Below are 16,881 nucleotides of genomic sequence, written 5' to 3' on the forward strand. Positions count from 1 at the left end.
CGCCATTACGCTGAACCGGACGAGTGATTACCCTCACAAGCAGCGGTCGCACCGACGTGCGACACCTCGGGATCAGGGCCCAGCGTCCCTCTCACGCAACCGAAAGGCAGCCACCATGTCCACCACCGATCAGGTCTATCCCCCGTCCGCGGAGTTCGTGGCACAGGCCAACGCCAACGCCGAAATGTACCAGCGGGCCGCCGACGACCCGACCGAGTTCTGGGCGGAACAGGCACGGCGCCTCGACTGGGCCACCCCGTTCTCCACGGTGCTGGACTGGTCGGATACCCCGTTCGCCAAGTGGTTCGCCGACGGCAAGCTGAACGTGGCGGTCAACTGCGTGGACCGCCACGTCGACGCGGGTAAGGGCGACCGGGTCGCCATCCACTGGGTCGGCGAGCCCGGCGACACCCGAGACCTCACCTACGGCCAGCTCAAGGACGAGGTGTCCAAGGCCGCCAACTACTTCACCGCCATCGGGCTGCAGGCTGGCGACCGCGTCGCCATCTACATGCCGATGGTCCCCGAGGCGATCATCACCATGCTGGCGTGCGCGCGCCTGGGCCTGACCCACACGGTGGTGTTCGCGGGCTTCTCGTCGGCCGCGCTCCGCGCACGCGTCGACGACGCCGCCGCCAAGGTCGTCGTCACCACCGACGGCCAGTACCGCCGCGGCCAGCCCGCCCCGCTGAAGTCGGCCGTCGACGAGGCGCTGGGCTCCGGCGACGACGCCGCACCGTCGATCGAGAAGGTCATCGTGGTGCGCCGCACCAACCACGACCCCGATCTGCCGTGGGTGCACGGCCGCGACGTGTGGTGGGAGGACACCGTCGAGGAGTCCTCGTTCGTACACGAGGCGGAGGCCTTCGACGCCGAGCATCCGCTGTTCCTGCTGTACACGTCCGGCACCACGGGCAGCCCGAAGGGCATCGTCCACAGCTCCGGCGGATACCTGACGCAGGCCAACTACACCTTCCACAACGTCTTCGACCACAAGGAAGGACGCGACGTCTTCTGGTGCACCGCCGACATCGGCTGGGTCACCGGGCACACCTACATCGTCTACGGACCGCTCTCGGCCGGCGCCACCGAGATCGTCTACGAGGGCACGCCCAACTCGCCCGACGAGCACCGGCACTTCAACATCATCGAGAAGTACGGCGTCACCACGTATTACACCGCCCCCACCCTGATTCGCACGTTCATGAAGTGGGGCAAGGAGATCCCCGGGGCGCACGACCTCAGCTCCCTTCGCCTCCTCGGCACCGTCGGCGAACCGATCAACCCGGAGGCCTGGCGCTGGTACTACGAGTTCATCGGCGGCAACCGCTGCCCGATCGTGGACACCTGGTGGCAGACCGAGACCGGCGGGCACATGCTCGCGCCGCTGCCCGGCGTCACCGCCTGCACCCCCGGCTCGGCGATGGGTCCGCTGCCGGGCATCAGTGCCAAGATCGTCGACGACGCCGGCAACGAACTTCCGCGCGGCGAGCAGGGCTACCTGGTGCTCGACAAGCCGTGGCCGGGCATGCTCCGCGGTATCTGGGGCGACCCCCAGCGATTCAAGGACACCTACTGGTCCCGCTTCGCCGAGCAGGGCTGGTACTTCGCCGGTGACGGCGCACGGTACGACGAGAACGGCGCCCTCTGGGTCCTCGGCCGCGTCGACGACGTCATGAACGTCTCCGGCCACCGCATCTCCACCGCCGAGGTCGAGTCCGCACTCGTGGCGCATCCCGCCGTCGCCGAGGCCGCCGTGATCGGCGCCGCGGACGAGACCACCGGGCAGGGCATCGTCGCCTTCGTCATCCTGATGGAGGACGCCGAGCCGAACGACGACCTGATCGCCGAAATGCGGAACCAGGTGGCCGTGGACATCTCCCCGATCGCCAAGCCGCGGGAGATCAACATCGTGCCGGAACTGCCCAAGACCCGCTCGGGCAAGATCATGCGCCGACTGCTGAAGGACGTCGCCGAAGGCCGCGAGCTCGGCGACACCTCGACCCTGGTGGATCCGTCGGTGTTCGAGGCGATTCGCGCGCAGCGCGCCTGATCGACCCGCCCGCAACCCCCGCATTCGCGGATCGGCCGAGACTCGCCCGACGGGCTCTCGGCCGATCTGCGTCCCCGGCCCGGCCCCGGGCATGGCAACATGAAGCCGGAATACGTCGACCCCAAGGAGATTTCGTGAGCGGCAATCAGGACACCTGGCCCAGCGAGCCGAAGACCGCTCCGCAGGTGCCGTCGATCCCGATGTCCGATGCGAACCTCGGCGCCGACGGCCAGCCGACCATCGGAAATCTGGTCAAGGAAGCCACCGCGAGCGCCTCGACTCTCTTCCGCGCCGAGGTGGCGCTGGCCAAGAGCGAACTGATCGGCGAAGCCAAGAAGGCGGGCGCCGGTACCGGCCTCCTGGTGGGCGCGGCCGTGCTCCTGCTCTACGCGAGCCTGTTCTTCTTCGTCTTCCTCGGTTTCCTGCTCGACGTCTGGCTGCCCACCTGGGCAGCCTTCCTGATCGTCTTCGCCATCTTGATGGCGGTCTCGATCGGCGCCATCGCCTTCGGTTACATCCTGTTCCGTCGGCTCCGCAAGCCCGAGAAGACGATCGAATCGGTGAAGGAAGTCGCGTCGGTCATCCCGGGCCGCGGCGCGCCGGTGAGCCCCCACGGAAACGCCCACGCCCACCCGCAGATCCCGGCGGCCCACGACCCCTCGCGGAGCTGACCCTGGCCGCACAGACCGTCCTGCCCGATGCCACCGAAGTCCGGTTCGACGGTCCGTGGCATCACTTCGACGTCCGCGCGAACGGTCTGCGCTTCCACGCGGTCGAGGCGGTGGCCGGGTCCATCGCCGACCGCCCGCTCGTCCTGTTCCTGCACGGTTTCGGCGAGTTCTGGTGGAGTTGGCGTCACCAGTTCAGCGCGCTCCGCGATGCCGGCTACCGCGTGGTGGCCGTCGATCTGCGCGGCTACGGCGACTCGGACAAGCCGCCGCGCGGCTACGACGGCTGGACCCTGGCCGGTGACACCCACGCGCTGATCCGCGCGCTCGGCCACAGCCAGGCGACCCTGGTGGGCCATGCCGACGGCGGCCTGGTGTGCTGGGCGACGGCCACCCTGCACCCCCGCTCCGTCGCCCGGATCGGGGTGCTGGCCTCACCGCATCCGCGGGCGCTGCGCCAATCGATCTGGACCAGCCGCGGGGAACGCGACGCCTTCCTCGGCCCCTTCCTGCACGACCAGGTGCCCCGCCTCGGCGAACGACGACTCACCCGCGACGGCGGCGCCTATCTGGAGAGCTACTTCCGCGAGCGTTCCGGGGCGCGCTGGCGCGACACCCCGGACTTCACCGAGGCGGTGGCGCGCAATCGCCTCGCCATCACCATCCCGGGCGTGGCTCATTCGAGCCTGGAGTACCGCCGCTGGGCCTTCCGCTCCCAGTTCCGGACCGACGGATACCGGTTCATGGACCTGATGAACAAGCGCCTGCACATCCCGGTGTTGGCCCTGCGCGGCAGCGAGGACCGCTACATCCTGGACTCGGTGATGTCGGCCAGCAGCCACTGGTCGTCGGATTTCGACTACCGCGAGGTGCCCGGCGCCGGGCACTTCGTGCACCAGGAGAATCCCGAGGAGACCAACGCCGCGCTGCGCGCTCTGTTGGCCCGCTAACCACGCCGGCCCCGGGCTCAATGCGGCAGGCAGCTGGCCGTGCTCGCTTCCGCGGTCCGCTGCGCCGAACCGGTCAGGTCCGCTTCCACCTGTTCGGCGGTGAGGACGAAGCCGGTGTCGTCGGCGACGTTCTCCGACGAACCGAAGACCACGCCGAGCACCGTGCCGTCGGGCGCGATCATCGGCCCGCCGGAGTTGCCCGATCGAATGCTGCCGCGAACGGTGTACACCTGCCGCTTGACCTTGTCGGGCCGCTGGAAGATGTCCGGGCCCACCAGGTTGATGGTGTTGCGCACCCGCACCGGGGTCACCGTGAACGGACCGTTCTCCGGATACCCCAGCACGATCGCGTCGTCGCCGGACGCGGCCGGGGTCTCGGCGAAGTTCAGCGCCGGTGCGCGCAGCCCGGGCACGTCGAGCACGGCGACGTCGTTGCGGTCGTTGAACCAGACCACGGTGGCGGAGAGTTCACGTCCGCCCGGCGTCTGGATCGACACCTCGTCGGCGCCGGCCACCACGTGCGCATTGGTCATCACCCGCTCGGGGCTGATCACGAAGCCCGAGCCCTCCATCGCCTGGCTGCAGCTGCGCGCCACCCCCAGGATCTTCAGGACGCTGGGGCGCACCCGAGTCACCGCCGCGGAGCCGTCGAGCTGCTGATCCGGCGGATCCACCGCCGCCACCTCGGCGTCGCCGAAGGGGCTGATCACCTGCTTGAGACCGGAGTTGTCCAGCAGCGCGGTGAAGTCCCCGGGAAGTTCGCGCATCCACTGCGGGGCCACTCGGTCGACGGCGTCGATCACCCGTGACTCCGACACCGACCGGGCGAAGGCCCCGTCGGACTCGGCGCTGCGGATGGGGGTGGCCAGCAGCCATGCGGCCACCAGGATCGCCACGAACTGCAGGCAGGCCCCGATCAGGCTGTCGACCTTGCGGAGCCGGATCGAATGCAGCCCGCTCCGGACGGCCCGACCCACCACCATCCCGGCGATCTCGCCGAGGATCACCAGGCCCAGCAGCAGGACCACCGCCGTGAGCAAGCGCCCGCGCGGGTCGGTGATCGGGTCGACCACGTGCGGCACCAGAAGAATGCCGGCCACCACGCCGATCACCACGCCGATGAAGGCCATCGCCGACGCCGCTGCGCCCTGCCGGTAGCCGCTGGCCGCCGCGAGCAACGCGACGATCACGATGATGAGGTCCACCCAGAGGGCACCGCTCATGCGCGGCCCCGATCCTCGTCGACCAGCGGGAACCCGGAGACCTGGCGTCCGCCGGTCTCGGCGATCATCTGTTCCAGGGGCCGCACATCGTCGGTGTCCCACGGCACATCCCAGCCCGCCGACTGGCTGATGGCCGCCAGCAGCCCGCCGGTGAAGCCCCACACCAGCATGCCGTCGTAGAGGAAGGCCGGCCCCTTGTAGGCGGTCGCGCCCATCACGGAGCGGCTCACCTGGAAGCGATTGCTCGGGTGCAGCAGTTCCCGCAGGTTCACCCGGGCCACGCGCGCGGTCTCGGCCTCGTCGACCACCCCGACCCAGCTCGGCTGCGTCCAGTGCCCGATCACCGGCGTCACCTCGAAGCCCGACGGCACCGGGAAGGTCGGCAGGCTGGCCACCACGCGCACGCCGTCGGCGCGCAGCCCGGTCTCCTCCCGTGCCTCACGCATCGCGGTGCCCACCGGGTAGTCGTCGCCCGGATCGCGGCTGCCGCCGGGAAACGCGATCTGACCGCCGTGGGTCCGCATGGTCGCGGCCCGCTCGGTGAGGAGCACGTCGGCGTCGGCGGGCAGGCCGCCCGGATGATCCGTCGCCGCCTCGAAGGAACCGCCGAACAGCACCAGCACGGCCGCGGCGCGTTGCGCCCGGAAGGCCGCCGCCCACCGCGCCCGATCGCCGCCGCGCCGCAGCACCGATTCGTTCACCACGGCAGGGTCGTCGGTGACCGGGTGCAGCCACGACGGGATCAGTTCGCGGTCCACCAGCGCGCCGTAACGGGGCGACGACTGCCTGCTCATGACTGTCCTCCGGACACGCTCACACCCAGTTCGTCGCGCACCACACCCACCAGCTCCTCGTACGAGGTGAAGACCTTCGGCAGGGTCGCGGCCACCGTGCCGTCGGCGCGCACCAGGATGGTCGAGGGATACACCCGCGGCGCGCGCAACGCCTTGGCCACCGAACCGTCGGTGTCGGCGACCGTCGGCAGCGTCAGGCCCACTTCCTTCAGGAACTGCAGGATCGCGTACGGCTTGGAGGCCCCGTCGATCGCGTGCACGGCCAGCACGTCCAACTGGTCGCCGGCCTGCCGGGACAGCTCGTCGAAGTACGGCAGCTCCTTGCGGCACGGCAGGCACCACACCGCCCACATGTTGATCACGGTGGGGCGCCCGGCGGTGGCCTGGCCCAGATTGATCGGTCGGCCGTCGGCCAGGCACAGCGCGGTGACGTTCTTGAGCGCGGCCTCGGCGGGCACCGGAGCGCCGCTCTGCGGGCAGGGCACCAGCGTCGCATCGATCCGAGCCTGCGCGAGCACGTCCTCGGGCACGTCCTGATCGGTGACGCCCTGCGTCGGTCCGCCGGGTGCCGTCGAGCGGGTCGGCTCCTCGGTGTCGCGCGGCCACAGGGCGAAGATCAGTGCCACCATCACCACGACGAACGCGATCATGGCCTTGGCGGCGGGGGTCTTCAGAACGCTCATTGCTCAACTCCGGCCAGGGCCAACAGGTGCTCGGTCTCCGGCCCCTTCACCAGCGCCGCCGCCGCGGCCTTCTCGGTGGGCCCGAGCCCGTACGACGGGCAGTCCGGCGCCAGCTGGCAGACGCCGCACGCGGGTTTGCGCGCGTGGCAGACACGGCGGCCGTGAAAGATGATCCGGTGCGACAGGTCGGTGTACTCCTTGCGGGGGAACAGTTCGGCCACGGCGCGCTCCACCTTCACCGGGTCGGTCTCGGCGGTCCACTCCCAGCGGTTCACCAGCCGACCGAAGTGCGTGTCCACGGTGAGGCCGGGCACCCCGAAGGCGTTGCCCAGCACCACGTTCGCGGTCTTCCGCCCGAAGCCCGGCAGGGTCACGAGTTCCTCGAGAGTGTTCGGCACCTCGCCGTCGAACCGTTCCACCAGCGCCTGCCCCAGCCCGATGATCGAGTTCGCCTTGTTCCGATAGAAGCCGGTCGACCGGATCATCTCCTCGAGTTCGGTGCGATCGGCGCCGGCGTAGGCCCAGGCGTCCGGGTAGCGCGCGAACAGGGCGGGCGTGACCATGTTGACCCGGACGTCGGTGCACTGCGCCGACAGGATGGTCGCCACCGAGAGATCCAACGGGGTGGTGAAGTCCAGCTCGCAGTAGACCTCGGGGAACTCGACCTGCATCGTGCGGTTCATCCGTCGCGCGCGACGCACCAGCCCAAGTCGGGTCTCCGGCTTCCTTCTGCTCACAACAGCCCAGGTTACCGGTGCTCGGCGAGCGGCCGCCGCGGCGCCGTCACCAGGTCACAACTCAGTGACGACGACGCTCCTGGTTTTCCCTCTCGCGGTCGAGAGTGTTTAGTTGGAAACCATGCAAGGTCTGGCTGTGATCGCCTTCCCCTTTCTCCTGCTGCTCTTCGCTCTCGCCATGGAGAAGGTTCAAGCGAACCTCGATCGCCTCTCCGTCGGCCGCGCCCAGGTGGACGAATTCCTGGAGAGCGCCGACGAGACCGACGTCAGCAATCTGGCGAAGACCGGCCTTCCGGCCGCACTGGACGAACTGCGCAACCGGCGCAGCGGGTCACGCGACGAGTCGGAGTAGACATTCCCGGCGATCCCCTGCGCGCGTGAGGATTGCAACAATTACACTCGACCATCGAGTAGCGTGGATCACTGGCGTCCATGTCAGTGGCGACGAGTTTGAGAACGAGGAAGGTTCGTAGGTGGACGAGATTCTGGCCCGGGCGGGTATTTTCCAGGGGGTCGAGCCTGCCGCGGTCGCAGCGCTCTCCACCGAACTGACGGAGGTCGAGTTCCCCCGCGGACACGTGATCTTCCATGAGGGCGAGCCTGGCGACCGCCTGTACATCATCCTGAGCGGCAAGGTGAAGCTCGGACGACGTTCTCCGGACGGTCGCGAGAACCTGCTGACCATCATGGGCCCGTCGGACATGTTCGGCGAGCTGTCGATCTTCGACCCCGGACCGCGTACGTCGTCGGCGACGACCGTCACCGAGGTCCGCGCGGCGACGATGGACCGCGATGCGCTCCGCAAGTGGATCAAGGACCGCCCGGAGATCGCCGAGCAGTTGCTGCGCGTGCTGGCCCGTCGCCTGCGCCGCACCAACAACAACCTCGCCGACCTGATCTTCACGGACGTGCCCGGCCGCGTGGCCAAGCAGCTGCTGCAGCTGGCCCAACGGTTCGGCACCCAGGAGGGCGGGGCGCTCCGCGTGACCCACGACCTGACGCAGGAAGAGATCGCGCAGCTGGTGGGCGCGTCCCGCGAGACGGTGAACAAGGCGCTGGCCGACTTCGCCCAGCGCGGTTGGCTGCGCCTGGAGGGCAAGAGCGTGCTCATCGCCGACTCCGAGCGCCTGGCCCGACGGGCCCGCTGACCCGGTCGCAACGGACGAAAAAGGGAGTACCTCCGCGCACCGCGCGAGGTACTCCCTTTTCGTCTTACCCGTGCCCACTCGGGGCGGGCACGGCGGTTACAGCGTGCGCAGGTATTCGAGCTGGGTCTTGACGCTCATCTTCGCGGCCGGCCAGAGCTTCTGATCGACGTCGGAGTAGACCTTGCGGACCACCTTCATCGGCTTGGCGTCCTGCGGGCTCACCTTCAGATCGTCCAGCGCCTGCCGGATCTGATCGAGCCGTTCCTCGCGGTGCGCCTTGTAGAAGCGGGCAACAGGTCCGAGTTCGGCGTGGTCGGGACCGTGCCCGGGCAGTAGCGTCGCATCCGAGGCGTCCACGATCAGCCGGTTGAGCGAGTGGAAGTAGTCGCCGAGACCGCCGTCGCGCGGATCGAGCACGGTGGTGCCGTGGCCGAGGATGGTGTCACCGGTGACGATGGCCCGCTGCCCCTCCCATTCCACCAGGAAGCTCATCGAGTCCGCGGTGTGGCCGGGCGTGTGCATCGCGGTGATGCGCAGTCCCGCCGCCTCGATCACCTCGCGATCGGTCAGCCGCGGCGCGCCGTGACTGAACTGCTCCGAATACGCGCGATGCACCGAACCGGTGTCCTTGCGCATCCGCTTGATCGCACCGGTGTGGTCGAAGTGGCGGTGCGTGATGAGCGTCAACTCCACTTCGCCCGCGGCCTCCGCGATGGCCCGCACGTGCTTCTTGGAGCGGGGCGGGCCGGGATCGACGACCACCGCGGTGGCGCTGCCCGGCGCACGCAGGATCCAGGTGTTGGTGCCGTCGAGCTCCATCAAGCCCGGGTTGTCGCGCAACAGGACCGACGCGAAGTCGGTGACCGGACGGACCCGGCCGTACGCGGGGTGATTCAACGGTTCGGTCACGCTCAGCGCACCTGCACGATCAATTCAACTTCCACCGGGGCGCCCAGCGGAAGTTCGGCCACTCCGACGGCGGACCGCGCGTGCACGCCGGCCTCGCCGAAGATCTCACCGAGGAAGTCCGAGGCGCCGTTGAGGACCCCGGGCTGCCCGGTGAATCCGGCCGCCGAGGCGACGAAGCCGACCACCTTGACGATGCGGACGATCGCGTCGACACCGACCACGGAATCGACGGCGGCGAGCGCGTTCAGCGCGCACTGCCGGGCCGCGGCATTGGCCTGCTCCGGGGTGACGATGCCCTCGGCTCCGTCGGACACCTTGCCGCGCAGGACGAGTTCCCCGTCGACCACCGGCAGTTGCCCGGAGGTGTACACCAGGTCGCCGACGCGCAGCGCCGGCGTGTAGCTGCCGACCGGCGCCACGACCGGGGGCAGCGTGATGCCGAGTTCGGCCAGTCGGGTACTCCAGGTACCGGCCATGGCTAGTTGGTGGGGCGCTTCAGGTAGGCGACGTGCTGCTCACCGGTCGGCCCGTGCAGCACGCTGACCAGTTCCCAACCGTCCGAACCCCAGGTGTCGAGGATGTCTTTGGTCGCATGCGTCAGCAGCGGAATGGTCGCATATTCCCACGTGGTCAATTCACTCATGGCCCAACCTTATCGGTTGGTTCTCGCTCTCAACAGTGTGGTCGATAAGGTGAGCGTCGTGACGACTGACGCGTTGACCGTACCCGGAGGCGTGTGGCCTGAGCAGGCCCGCAACGCCCGCCTGCATTTCGTGTCGGGGAAGGGCGGAACCGGCAAGACCACCGTGGCCGCCGCACTCGCCATCGCACTGGCCAGCGAGGGCAAGAAGGTCCTCCTCGTGGAAGTCGAAGGGCGCCAAGGTATCGCGCAGCGTTTCGACGTGCCGCCGTTGCCGCCCACCGACCATCAGGTCGCGACCGCCGAAGACGGCGGAGGTGTCTGGGCGCTCGCGCTCGACATCGAGCACGCGCTGCTCGAGTACCTCGACATGTTCTACAACCTCGGCTTCGCCGGGCGCGCCATCAAGAAGGTCGGTGCCATCGACTTCGTGACCACCGTGGCGCCCGGCCTGCGCGACGTGGTGATCACCGGCAAGATCAAGGAACGCGTTATCGCCACCGACAAGCAGGGCCGACTCCTGTACGACGCCGTGGTGGTGGACTCCCCGCCCACCGGCCGCATCGGCAACTTCCTCGACGTGACCGCGGCGATGCGGGATCTGGCCAAGACCGGTCCGATCCGCAATCAGAGCGAGGGCGTGGTCACCCTGCTGCATTCGGCACAGACGGCCGTGCACCTGTGCACCCTGCTGGAGGCGATGCCGATCCAGGAGACCATCGAAGCCGTCGACGAGCTCGTCGGCAAGGACTTGAACATCGGCGCGGTCTTCGTCAATCGCGTACGCCCGCACCACCTTCCCGACGACCAGTTCGACGAGATCGCCGAAGGTCAGGTGGACTCGACGGCTCTTCGTGCCGAGCTGGAGGCGGCCGGGCTGACCGTCACCGACGAGGATTTCGCCGGCCTGCTCACCGAGACCATCGACTACGCCGTACGCCTGCAGGCGCAGCAGGTGGCGCGCGCCGATCTCGACGAGGTGCCCGCACCGCAGATCGAACTGCCCGAGCTCGACGAGCACGTCGATCTCGGAGCGCTCTACCAACTCGCGCGCACCATGAAGGAGGCTGGCGTCTGATGTCCGACCTGGAGATGGGCCGCGTTCTACTCGATCCGGCGACCCGCGTGGTGATCTGCTGCGGCTCGGGCGGTGTCGGCAAGACCACGACGGCGGCCGCCATGGCCCTGTACGCCGCCGAACGCGGGCGCACCGTCGCGGTCCTCACGATCGACCCGGCGCGCCGGCTCGCGCAGTCGCTCGGCATGACCGAGCTCACCAATGAGCCGCAGCCCGTGCCGGTCGAGGGCACCGGCACGCTCGACGCGATGATGCTCGACATGCGTCGCACCTTCGACGACATGGTGGTGGAGCATTCCACCCCCGAGCGCGCCGAGATCATCATGAACAACGCCTTCTATCAGACCGTCGCCTCGTCGTTCTCCGGCACGCAGGAGTACATGGCGATGGAGAAGCTCGGCCGCTTGCTGGAGCAGAACCGCTGGGACCTGATCGTCGTCGACACCCCGCCGTCGCGCAACGCCCTCGACTTCCTCGATGCCCCCCAGCGCCTGGGCTCGTTCCTGTCCGGGCGCCTGATGAAGATGCTGATCGGCGGCGGCCGCGGCGTGGGCCGCGTGGTGACCGGGGCGATGAGCCTGGCGATGCGCGGCATCGCCACCATCATCGGCGCGGAGATCCTGCGCGACGTGGCGGTCTTCGTGCAGTCCCTGGACTCGATGTTCGGCGGCTTCCAGGAGCGCGCCGGCCGCACCTACGAGCTGCTGAAGCAGCCGGGCACCAACTTCGTGGTGGTCGCCACCCCGGAGGCCGACGCCCTGCGCGAAGCGGCCTTCTTCGTCAACCGGCTGGCCCAGGACTCGATGCCCCTGTGCGGCCTGATCGTGAACCGGACCCATCCCAACCTGACGGGGATCTCCACCCCGGCCGCGCAGGCCGCGCGGGAGCGGACCGACGACGCGTTGGCCCAGGGCGTCCTGTCGATCCACATCGAGCGAGCGGCCACCGCCCAGCGCGAGCTGCACATGCTGCAGCGCTTCACTTCGGCGAATCCGAGCGTCCCCTGGGTGGGAGTGCCCGCGCTGCCGTTCGAAGTGGCCGACGCTGAGGCGCTGCGCGCGGTGTCCGAGCAGATCACCAGTCGCGGCTGATCGCCCGCCCCATATCTCTTCTGCCCCGTGTCTCTTCCGGCCCGTCGGCGCTTCAGCGACGGGGCGCGGCGACCGCAGCGAAGTAGGCGGTGGAGGCCGGGCGGTACAGCAGGTACAGAATGGCGGAGGACAGCACGACCGTCCCGATCGCGATGACGTTGAGCCCGCCCAGCAAGGTGTAGATCGAGCCGATCAGCGCCAGCACACCGAGGCCGGTGGCCGTGGGCCTGGCCCACCGCTTGCCGTTCCGCACGGCCCACGCCACCAGGAACCAGAGGGCGGTGAGCAGAACCGTCGCCACCACCGCGCCGATCCGCCAGTTGGTCACGGCACTGTCGATGAGGGCCTGCGCATCCCCGCCGGCGTCGGCCACGTACTCCTCGTAGACGCGTCGGACCTCGTCGTCGTCGCGGAGTCGGGAGACGAAGAAGAAGAGCCAGGCGCCGATCGCGACCTGCAACGCCGCCCCCAGGTACATCAGGCGCACGGCGTTGTTCAACGGCCCCGGCAGGACCTCCGCGGAGGCCTGCGCGGGCTCGCGCGGGACCGGCGCATCGGTCGCGTACGGGTTCTCCGCCTCGGGCACGCGGTCGTCTTCCGGACCCTCGGGCGACGGCGACGGCGGCTGGTCAGTCATAGTGCCGACGCTAGGGGACACCGCACCGCTGGTGCAATGCGGCGCCGCCCGGGACCGCGCCTGATCCGGCGCGGTCCGAACTTGCGGGCTGTCAGCCCAGTACGGACTGCGGCACCGCGGCCAGGCGCTGCCGACGACGCTGAGCCTCGAAGAACGCGGCCCACGAGGTGACCTCCGGATGCTGACGCAGCAGGGCGCGACGCTGACGCTCGGTCATGCCGCCCCACACGCCGAACTCCACGCGATTGTCGAGCGCATCCGCACCGCACTCGAGCTGAACCGGGCAGTGGCGACAGATGGTCGCGGCCTTCCGCTGTGCCGCTCCACGAACGAACAGGTCGTCGGGATCGCCGCCACGGCACCGGGCCTGGGCGACCCAGGCAAGACGAGCTTCTGAATCTCCGCTGGAAAGAGGCGCCAAAGTCATTGCGGTACTCCGCCTTTCACAAACCCATCGACACTCCCCGCCGGTCGGGGCGTGCATAAGATCTTGCTCGTGCCCTGTCTCGCACTCCCCCTGAAGTGTTAGACAACTCACGTTTCCTAATCTATTGAGGTGTTCACGACAAACGCAAGTCTCGATTCGAGAAAGTGCTATACGCAAGCGTTTGCGACACGCAGATTCCCCGCTCCGGCGGACGGGTCCGGTGCTCGAGCCCACAGGCCACGTATCCTGGCCGCGTGCGCAACTCCACGAAGCTCCCCGGCCTTGCGCTGGCCCTAGTGCTGGCGGGCATCCTCGTCGCCGGCCTCCTGTTCCCGTTCGTCGGCGGTGCGGCCATGCTGTCCAACCGGGCCGCGGCGACCATGGAGAACACCTCGTCCGAGTTGCTCAACGGCACGGTGCCGGAAGTGACGACGGTGACCGACGTCAACGGCAAGCCACTGGCGCTGCTGTACGACCAGTACCGAATGACGGTGGGCTACAACGACATCTCGCAGGACATGATCCGAGCGATCATCTCCGTCGAGGACCGCCGCTTCCTGGAGCACGACGGCGTCGACTGGCGCGGCACCATCCGCGCGGCCCTGAAGAACTCGTCGGCGGGCGAGGTCCAGCAGGGCGCGTCGACGCTGGACCAGCAGTACATCAAGAACTACCAACTCCTGGTGCTGGCGCGCACCGAGGCCGACCGCGACGCCGCGGTGGAATCGACCCCCGCCCGCAAGCTGCGCGAGGCGCGAATGGCCATGACGCTGGAGAAGTCCCTCGTCGAGCAGGCCATGCGCGAGAAGGGACTCGACGAAGCCGCTGCCAAGGAAGACGCGAAGAAGCAGATCGTCACGCGCTACCTCAACATGGTCCCCTTCGGGAACAACGCTTACGGGATCGAAGCCGCGGCGCAGACCTACTTCGGCAAGCCCGCCAAGGAGCTGAACATCGCCGAGTCCGCGATGCTCGCCGGCATGGTGCAGTCGAGTTCGGCGCTGAACCCGTACACCGACCCGCAGGCCACCACCGCGCGGCGGAACACGGTGCTCGACACCATGATCGAGAACTTCCCCCAGATGGCGCCCCAGCTCCTGGAGGCGAAGCAGCAGCCCCTCGGCGTGCTGCCGCAGCCGCGCACCACCGCCCAGGGCTGCATCTCGGCGGACAACAACGGCTTCTTCTGCGACTACGTCCTGCAGTACCTCGCCGAGAACGGGATCAGCCGCTCCACGGTGTCCCGCGGCGGCTACACCATCCGCACCACCCTCGACCCCGAGGTGCAGGCCAACGCGCTGCGCGCCGCACAGGCCCAGGCCTCCCCCACCGTCGACGGGCTCGCCAACGTGATGAGCATCGTCCGCCCGGGCACGCAGTCGCACGACGTGGTGGCGATGGTCTCCAGCCGCAACTACGGCCTCAAGCAGAACCTCGGCCAAACCGTTCAGCCGCAACCCTTCTCGCTGGTCGGCGACGGCGCGGGCTCGGTGTTCAAGATCTTCACCACCGCCGCCGCCATGGAGAAGGGCCTGGGCACCAGCGCGGTGCTGAACGTGCCGGCGAGCATCGCCGTCTACGGCATGGGTAACAGCAACGGCGCCTTCGGCTGCCCGGCCAACGCGTACTGCGTCAAGAACGCTGGCCCGTACCCGCCGGCACTGAGCCTCACGCAGGCGCTCGCGCAGTCCCCCAACACCACCTTCGTGGAGATGCTGCAGCAGGTCGGCGTGAAGCCGGCCGTCGACATGGCCGTGCGCCTGGGACTGCGGTCGTACACGGCACCGGGATCCTCGGGCGTCGGCGAAGCGAGCCTTGCCGACTACATCAAGAAGGGCAATTTCGGTTCGTTCACGCTGGGCCCGTTCCCGATCAACGCGCTGGAGTTGTCCAACGTGGCCGCGACCCTCGCCTCCGGCGGCGTCTGGTGCCCGCCGAGCCCGATCGTGTCCATCCAGCAGGTCAAGCGCGACTCGTACAGCAACGTGGTGATGGGCGAGGACGGCAAGCCCGTCATGACCAATGTGCCGTTCAATCCCCCCAAGTGCGAGCAGGTGGTCGAACGCGGCCTGGCCAACGCCCTCGCCAACGCGATGAGCGAAGACGACAAGGGCGCGGGCACGTCCGCGGCGGCCGCCTCCTCTGCGGGCTGGACCCTGCCGATGTCCGGTAAGACCGGCACCACCGAGGCGCACCGCTCGGCCGCATTCCTGGGCTTCACCAACCAGCTGGCCGCGGCGGCCTACATCTACAACGACGGCTCGCGCCCCTCCGGTATCTGCACCTCGCCGCTGCGCCAGTGCTACGACGGCGACGTGTACGGCGGCATGGAGCCGGCCCGCACCTGGTTCGGTGCCATCGGTCCGGTCGCGCAGAAGTTCGGTCCCGTCCGCATGGCCCCGAACGATCCGCAGTTCGTTCGCGGCAGCAGTCGCGGCCGCATCCCGAATGTGGCGGGCCTGCCGGCCAGCCAGGCGGTCTCCCGACTTCAGGAGGCCGGCTTCAAGGTGAACGAGCTCGAGGTCGACAGCGCCAAACCGAAGGGCACCGTGGTCTTCACCGCTCCCTCGGACAGCGCCATGCCGGGTACCGAGATCGCCATCTACGTGAGCAACGGCAAGAGCGAGAACAGCGGCGGCGGCGCACCCACCTCCAAGACGGTGACCGTGCCCGGAGTGGGACCGGTGGTCATCGAGGTACCCGAGGGCTGAGACGACGCGCCAGACGGGCAGGCAGGCACCGAACCGACGCGTATCCTGGTCGGTATGCCTTCCGCGCCCGGTCTGCCTCCCCGTCTCTCCGCCGATCTGCTGTCCGCCACCTCTGAGCGGCTCCGTTCCGGCCGGTTGGCCGGCGTCGCCGCCGGGGCCGCGGGTGCCGCGGCCGCGGGCCTGCTGTATTCGACGGTGATCGAGCGGAACGCCTTCACCCTGCGCCACGTGACCATCCCGGTACTCGAACCCGGCTCGTCGCCCCTGCGGGTGCTGCATCTGAGCGATATTCACATGCTGCCGCGGCAGGTGCTCAAGCAGTCCTGGATCAGCGGTCTGGAACGCCTGGAACCGGACCTGGTGGTCAACACCGGCGACAATCTGGCGCACCCGGGTGCGGTGCCGGCCGTGGTGCAGGCCCTCGGCGGTCTCCTGTCCCGTCCGGGACTGTTCGTGTTCGGCTCCAACGACTACTTCGGCCCCACCCCGAAGAATCCGTTGAAGTACTTCCAGAAGGACCACAAGCGCCAGCACGGGGAGCCGCTGCCGTGGCAGGACCTGCGGGCGGCCTTCAGCGAGCGCGGCTGGCTCGACGCCACCCACACGGTGCGCGAACTGGAGGTCGCGGGCGTACGCGTCGCCGCGGCTGGCGTCGACGATCCGCATATCGGCCGCGACCGCTACTCCACCATCGCCGGTCGGCCCAATCCGCTGGCCCAGCTGCGGCTCGGCCTCACCCACTCACCCGAGCCGCGCGTGCTGGATCAGTTCGCCGCGGACGACTACGACCTGGTGCTGGCCGGACACACCCACGGCGGTCAGCTCTGCCTGCCCGGGTACGGCGCCCTGGTGACCAACTGTCACCTCGACCGGTCCCGCGTCAAGGGGGTCTCCAACTGGGGTTCGACGATGAAACTGCATGTCAGCGCCGGACTCGGCACGTCGCCGTATGCCCCGGCGCGCTTCTGCTGTCGCCCGGAGGCGTCGCTGCTGACGCTCACCGCGACGCGCAGCGGGGGCGGCGACGACGAGATCATCGATCAGTCGTTGCCGCAGCTGGCGACGTCCATGACCTGACCGCGCCGGGCAATATCGCTGATTCCGGGTACTCGAAACAACAGTTTCAGGTTCA

Annotated in this window: 18 protein-coding genes; 9 read left to right on the top strand and 9 right to left on the bottom strand. The window is 68.9% G+C overall.

Annotation, left to right across the window (positions count from 1 at the left end; all coding sequences use genetic code 11):
* Nucleotides 1-115 precede the first annotated feature (115 nt).
* The 3 genes from acs to ACFFJD_RS00635 all read left to right on the top strand — a co-directional run bounded on the left by acs (nt 116) and on the right by ACFFJD_RS00635 (nt 3,671).
* A complete protein-coding gene (gene acs, locus ACFFJD_RS00625; RefSeq protein WP_382359369.1) occupies nt 116-2,053 on the top strand; it encodes an acetate--CoA ligase in 1,938 nt (645 codons plus the stop codon).
* Nucleotides 2,054-2,187: 134 nt separating this feature from the next.
* Nucleotides 2,188-2,724, top strand: a complete 537-nt coding sequence (locus ACFFJD_RS00630) for a phage holin family protein (protein WP_382359372.1) — start codon at nt 2,188-2,190, stop codon at nt 2,722-2,724.
* Between the two features lie 20 nt (nt 2,725-2,744).
* Complete coding sequence (locus tag ACFFJD_RS00635; protein WP_382359622.1) at nt 2,745-3,671, top strand: alpha/beta fold hydrolase; 927 nt, start codon at nt 2,745-2,747, stop codon at nt 3,669-3,671.
* Nucleotides 3,672-3,688: 17 nt separating this feature from the next.
* Here the strand turns inward: ACFFJD_RS00635 and ACFFJD_RS00640 are convergent, their stop codons facing one another.
* Genes ACFFJD_RS00640 through nth form a run of 4 tightly spaced genes read right to left on the bottom strand, consistent with a single transcriptional unit; the run spans nt 3,689 to nt 7,054 of the window.
* Nucleotides 3,689-4,894, bottom strand: a complete 1,206-nt coding sequence (locus ACFFJD_RS00640; RefSeq protein ID WP_382359375.1) for a MarP family serine protease — start codon at nt 4,892-4,894, stop codon at nt 3,689-3,691.
* Entirely contained in the window at nt 4,891-5,688 is a 798-nt protein-coding gene (locus ACFFJD_RS00645; RefSeq protein ID WP_382359378.1) for an NUDIX hydrolase, read from the bottom strand. The genes ACFFJD_RS00640 and ACFFJD_RS00645 overlap by 4 nt, the downstream gene beginning before the upstream one ends.
* The gene (locus ACFFJD_RS00650) at nt 5,685-6,371 is read right to left on the bottom strand and encodes a TlpA family protein disulfide reductase (RefSeq protein WP_382359381.1); all 687 of its coding nucleotides are present in this window, start codon (nt 6,369-6,371) and stop codon (nt 5,685-5,687) included. The genes ACFFJD_RS00645 and ACFFJD_RS00650 overlap by 4 nt, the downstream gene beginning before the upstream one ends.
* Nucleotides 6,368-7,054 (bottom strand): endonuclease III, encoded by a 687-nt coding sequence (gene nth, locus ACFFJD_RS00655; protein WP_382359625.1) that lies wholly within the window; start codon nt 7,052-7,054, stop codon nt 6,368-6,370. Before nth ends, ACFFJD_RS00650 begins: the two co-directional genes overlap by 4 nt.
* A 175-nt stretch (nt 7,055-7,229) precedes the next feature.
* Between nth and ACFFJD_RS00660 the strand changes: the two genes are divergently transcribed.
* Nucleotides 7,230-7,460: a hypothetical protein gene (locus tag ACFFJD_RS00660; protein ID WP_382359628.1), complete on the top strand. Its 231-nt coding sequence runs from the start codon at nt 7,230-7,232 to the stop codon at nt 7,458-7,460.
* A 121-nt stretch (nt 7,461-7,581) separates the two neighbouring features.
* Nucleotides 7,582-8,256 (top strand): CRP-like cAMP-activated global transcriptional regulator GlxR, encoded by a 675-nt coding sequence (gene glxR / locus ACFFJD_RS00665; RefSeq protein WP_382359384.1) that lies wholly within the window; start codon nt 7,582-7,584, stop codon nt 8,254-8,256.
* Between the two features lie 96 nt (nt 8,257-8,352).
* Here glxR and ACFFJD_RS00670 read toward each other — a convergent pair whose 3' ends face one another.
* Genes ACFFJD_RS00670 through sp36 form a run of 3 tightly spaced genes read right to left on the bottom strand, consistent with a single transcriptional unit; the run spans nt 8,353 to nt 9,808 of the window.
* Nucleotides 8,353-9,165, bottom strand: a complete 813-nt coding sequence (locus ACFFJD_RS00670) for an MBL fold metallo-hydrolase (RefSeq protein WP_382359387.1) — start codon at nt 9,163-9,165, stop codon at nt 8,353-8,355.
* Nucleotides 9,166-9,167: 2 nt separating this feature from the next.
* Nucleotides 9,168-9,641, bottom strand: a complete 474-nt coding sequence (locus ACFFJD_RS00675; RefSeq protein WP_382359390.1) for a RidA family protein — start codon at nt 9,639-9,641, stop codon at nt 9,168-9,170.
* 2 nt (nt 9,642-9,643) lie between these two features.
* Nucleotides 9,644-9,808, bottom strand: a complete 165-nt coding sequence (gene sp36 / locus ACFFJD_RS00680) for a Sp36 family protein (RefSeq protein WP_382359393.1) — start codon at nt 9,806-9,808, stop codon at nt 9,644-9,646.
* Here sp36 and bagA point away from each other — a divergent pair.
* Nucleotides 9,807-10,883 carry an ATPase BagA gene (bagA, locus tag ACFFJD_RS00685; protein WP_382359396.1) on the top strand — a complete coding sequence of 359 codons (1,077 nt, stop codon included), beginning with the start codon at nt 9,807-9,809 and terminating at the stop codon, nt 10,881-10,883. The two genes, sp36 and bagA, sit on opposite strands and share 2 nt — an antisense overlap.
* Complete coding sequence (gene bagB, locus ACFFJD_RS00690; RefSeq protein ID WP_382359631.1) at nt 10,880-11,974, top strand: ArsA family ATPase; 1,095 nt, start codon at nt 10,880-10,882, stop codon at nt 11,972-11,974. Before bagA ends, bagB begins: the two co-directional genes overlap by 4 nt.
* Before the next feature lie 52 nt (nt 11,975-12,026).
* On the opposite strand, the gene ACFFJD_RS00695 is transcribed toward bagB, so the two are convergent.
* Both ACFFJD_RS00695 and ACFFJD_RS00700 read right to left on the bottom strand, forming a co-directional pair.
* Nucleotides 12,027-12,611, bottom strand: coding sequence for a hypothetical protein (locus ACFFJD_RS00695; RefSeq protein WP_382359399.1), 585 nt, complete (start codon nt 12,609-12,611; stop codon nt 12,027-12,029).
* A gap of 91 nt (nt 12,612-12,702) precedes the next feature.
* Nucleotides 12,703-13,038 carry a WhiB family transcriptional regulator gene (locus ACFFJD_RS00700; RefSeq protein ID WP_382359402.1) on the bottom strand — a complete coding sequence of 112 codons (336 nt, stop codon included), beginning with the start codon at nt 13,036-13,038 and terminating at the stop codon, nt 12,703-12,705.
* 254 nt (nt 13,039-13,292) lie between these two features.
* On the opposite strand from ACFFJD_RS00700, the gene ACFFJD_RS00705 reads away from it, so the two are divergent.
* Together ACFFJD_RS00705 and ACFFJD_RS00710 are read left to right on the top strand one after the other, a co-directional pair.
* A complete protein-coding gene (locus tag ACFFJD_RS00705) occupies nt 13,293-15,749 on the top strand; it encodes a penicillin-binding protein (RefSeq protein WP_382359405.1) in 2,457 nt (818 codons plus the stop codon).
* A 54-nt stretch (nt 15,750-15,803) separates the two neighbouring features.
* Entirely contained in the window at nt 15,804-16,826 is a 1,023-nt protein-coding gene (locus tag ACFFJD_RS00710; protein ID WP_382359408.1) for a metallophosphoesterase, read from the top strand.
* The last annotated feature ends 55 nt before the right edge of the window (nt 16,827-16,881 follow it).

The sequence above is a fragment of the Gordonia phosphorivorans genome (assembly GCF_042432625.1).
Taxonomy (GTDB): domain Bacteria; phylum Actinomycetota; class Actinomycetes; order Mycobacteriales; family Mycobacteriaceae; genus Gordonia; species Gordonia phosphorivorans.

What these genes read in the sequence shown, in the direction of transcription:
- acs (WP_382359369.1), top strand. Translation starts at nt 116, where the DNA reads ATGTCCACCACCGATCAGGTCTATCCCCCGTCCGCGGAGTTCGTGGCA.
- ACFFJD_RS00640 (WP_382359375.1), bottom strand. Translation starts at nt 4,894, where the DNA reads ATGAGCGGTGCCCTCTGGGTGGACCTCATCATCGTGATCGTCGCGTTG.
- ACFFJD_RS00645 (WP_382359378.1), bottom strand. Translation starts at nt 5,688, where the DNA reads ATGAGCAGGCAGTCGTCGCCCCGTTACGGCGCGCTGGTGGACCGCGAA.
- ACFFJD_RS00650 (WP_382359381.1), bottom strand. Translation starts at nt 6,371, where the DNA reads ATGAGCGTTCTGAAGACCCCCGCCGCCAAGGCCATGATCGCGTTCGTC.
- nth (WP_382359625.1), bottom strand. Translation starts at nt 7,054, where the DNA reads ATGAACCGCACGATGCAGGTCGAGTTCCCCGAGGTCTACTGCGAGCTG.
- ACFFJD_RS00660 (WP_382359628.1), top strand. Translation starts at nt 7,230, where the DNA reads ATGCAAGGTCTGGCTGTGATCGCCTTCCCCTTTCTCCTGCTGCTCTTC.
- ACFFJD_RS00675 (WP_382359390.1), bottom strand. Translation starts at nt 9,641, where the DNA reads ATGGCCGGTACCTGGAGTACCCGACTGGCCGAACTCGGCATCACGCTG.
- bagA (WP_382359396.1), top strand. Translation starts at nt 9,807, where the DNA reads ATGGCCCAACCTTATCGGTTGGTTCTCGCTCTCAACAGTGTGGTCGAT.
- sp36 (WP_382359393.1), bottom strand. Translation starts at nt 9,808, where the DNA reads ATGAGTGAATTGACCACGTGGGAATATGCGACCATTCCGCTGCTGACG.
- ACFFJD_RS00695 (WP_382359399.1), bottom strand. Translation starts at nt 12,611, where the DNA reads ATGACTGACCAGCCGCCGTCGCCGTCGCCCGAGGGTCCGGAAGACGAC.
- ACFFJD_RS00700 (WP_382359402.1), bottom strand. Translation starts at nt 13,038, where the DNA reads ATGACTTTGGCGCCTCTTTCCAGCGGAGATTCAGAAGCTCGTCTTGCC.
- ACFFJD_RS00710 (WP_382359408.1), top strand. Translation starts at nt 15,804, where the DNA reads ATGCCTTCCGCGCCCGGTCTGCCTCCCCGTCTCTCCGCCGATCTGCTG.